The sequence below is a fragment of the Mycobacterium talmoniae genome (assembly GCF_001854525.1).
Classification (GTDB): domain Bacteria; phylum Actinomycetota; class Actinomycetes; order Mycobacteriales; family Mycobacteriaceae; genus Mycobacterium; species Mycobacterium talmoniae.
Genome location: NZ_MLQM01000217.1, coordinates 1 through 2,107 on the forward strand (window position 1 = coordinate 1; position 2,107 = coordinate 2,107).

2 protein-coding genes are annotated in these 2,107 nt (G+C 70.4%); both read left to right on the forward strand.

The window, feature by feature from the left end; translation table 11 throughout:
- Positions 1 to 833 (forward strand): DNA polymerase III subunit beta (gene dnaN / locus BKN37_RS24510; protein ID WP_071029556.1); only part of this gene is annotated, 833 nt, incomplete at its 5' end.
- A 35-nt stretch (positions 834 to 868) separates the two neighbouring features.
- Entirely contained in the window at positions 869 to 2,020 is a 1,152-nt protein-coding gene (gene recF, locus BKN37_RS24515; protein WP_071029558.1) for a DNA replication/repair protein RecF, read from the forward strand.
- The last annotated feature ends 87 nt before the right edge of the window (positions 2,021 to 2,107 follow it).

Genomic DNA, 2,107 nt, shown 5'->3' on the forward strand with positions numbered 1-2,107 from the left:
CGGTCGAGGACTATCCGGCGCTGCCGGCGCTGCCCGAGGAGACCGGCGTGGTGGCGGCCGACGTCTTTGCCGAGGCGATCGGTCAGGTCGCGGTCGCGGCCGGTCGCGACGACACGCTGCCGATGCTGACCGGGATCCGGGTGGAGATTTCCGGTGAGACCGTGGTGCTGGCGGCCACCGACCGATTCCGGCTTGCGGTCCGCGAGCTGACCTGGTCGGCGGGTGCCGACATCGAGGCTGCGGTCCTGGTGCCGGCCAAGACGCTGGCCGAAGCCGCGAAGGCCGGGGTCGACGGCTCCGAGGTGCACTTATCGCTGGGAACCGGGTCCTCGGTGGGCAGCGAAGGCCTGTTGGGGATCAGCAGCAACGGCAAACGCAGCACCACCCGGCTGCTGGACGCGGAGTTCCCCAAGTTCCGTCAGCTGCTGCCGGCCGAGCACACCGCGGTGGCGACCATGGATGTCGCCGAGTTGACCGAAGCGATCAAGCGGGTGGCGCTGGTCGCCGACCGGGGCGCCCAGGTCCGGATGGAATTGGGTGATGGCAGCCTGCGGCTGTCCGCCGGCGCCGATGATGTCGGCCGGGCCGAGGAGGACCTGGCCGTCGACTTCGCGGGTGAGCCGTTGACGATCGCGTTCAACCCGACGTATCTGACCGACGGGCTGGGGTCGCTGCACTCCGAGAAGGTGTGTTTCGGGTTCACCACGCCGAAGAAGCCGGCCGTGCTGCGGCCGGTGCGCGAGGATGACCCACGGCCCGAGGGCGCCGGACCGTTCGACGCGCAGCCGTCGGATTACGTGTATCTGTTGATGCCGGTTCGGTTGCCGGGTTAACACCGAGGCGCTGCCGCCGGAGTCGAGGATTTAGGTTGTACATCCGCCACCTGGGGTTGACCGATTTTCGATCGTGGCCGTCCGCCGACATCGAGCTTGAGCCGGGTCGCACCGTGTTCGTCGGGCCCAACGGCTACGGCAAAACGAACCTGCTTGAGGCGTTGTGGTATTCGTCGACGCTCAACTCACACCGGGTCGCCACCGATGCGCCGCTGATCAGGGCGGGGGCGGCCCGCGCGGTGGTATCGACCATCGTGGTCAACGAGGGCCGGGAGCTGGCCGTGGATCTGGAGATCGCGGCCGGGCGCGCCAACAAGGCCCGGCTCAACCGCAGCCCGGTGCGCAGCCCGCGCGAGGTGCTCGGCGTGCTGCGGGCGGTGCTGTTCGCGCCCGAAGATCTGGCGTTGGTGCGGGGCGACCCGGGTGAGCGGCGCCGCTACCTCGATGAGTTGGCCACGATCCGGCGGCCGCGGATCGCCGGGGTGCGCGCCGACTACGACCGGGCCCTGCGGCAGCGCACCGCGCTGCTCAAGTCGGCCTCCGGCGCGTTGCACCGCGGCGAGCGCAGCGTGTTGGACACCCTCGAGGTGTGGGACGGGCAACTGGCCGCCCACGGCGCGGAGCTGATGGCGGCCCGGCTGGACTTGGTCAACCTGTTGGCGCCGGAGGTGGAAAAGGCCTACCAGTTGTTGGCCCCGACCTCGCGGCCCGCCGCGATCGCCTACCGGCCTAGCGTGGAAATGCCCCCGGGTGAGCCGGCCGAGGACGTCGCCGTGCTGCAGGACACACTGTTGACCGGGCTGGCCCGGCGCCGTCAAGCCGAACTGGACCGGGGGGTCTGCCTGGTCGGCCCGCACCGCGACGACTTGGAATTGCGGCTCGGCGACGCGCCCGCGAAAGGGTTTGCCAGCCACGGGGAATCGTGGTCGATGGCGTTATCGTTGCGGTTGGCGGCCTACGAACTGCTGCGCACCGAAGGCGCCGAACCGGTGTTGCTGCTCGACGACGTCTTCGCCGAGTTGGACACCGCCCGCCGCCGCGCCTTGGCCCATGTCGCCGCGACCGCCGAGCAGGTCTTGGTCACCGCGGCGGTCGCCGAGGACATTCCGGCGGATTGGGACGCCAAACAGGTGCCGATCAGCGCGGCGGACTCCGAAACCGGGCGCGCCTCGGCGGTCCAGCTATGACCGAGAACGACGACGACCCGCCGGCCGGTCCGCCCGAGCACCTGGCGGGGCTGTCCGGGATGGATTTGGTGCGGCGCACCCTGGAAG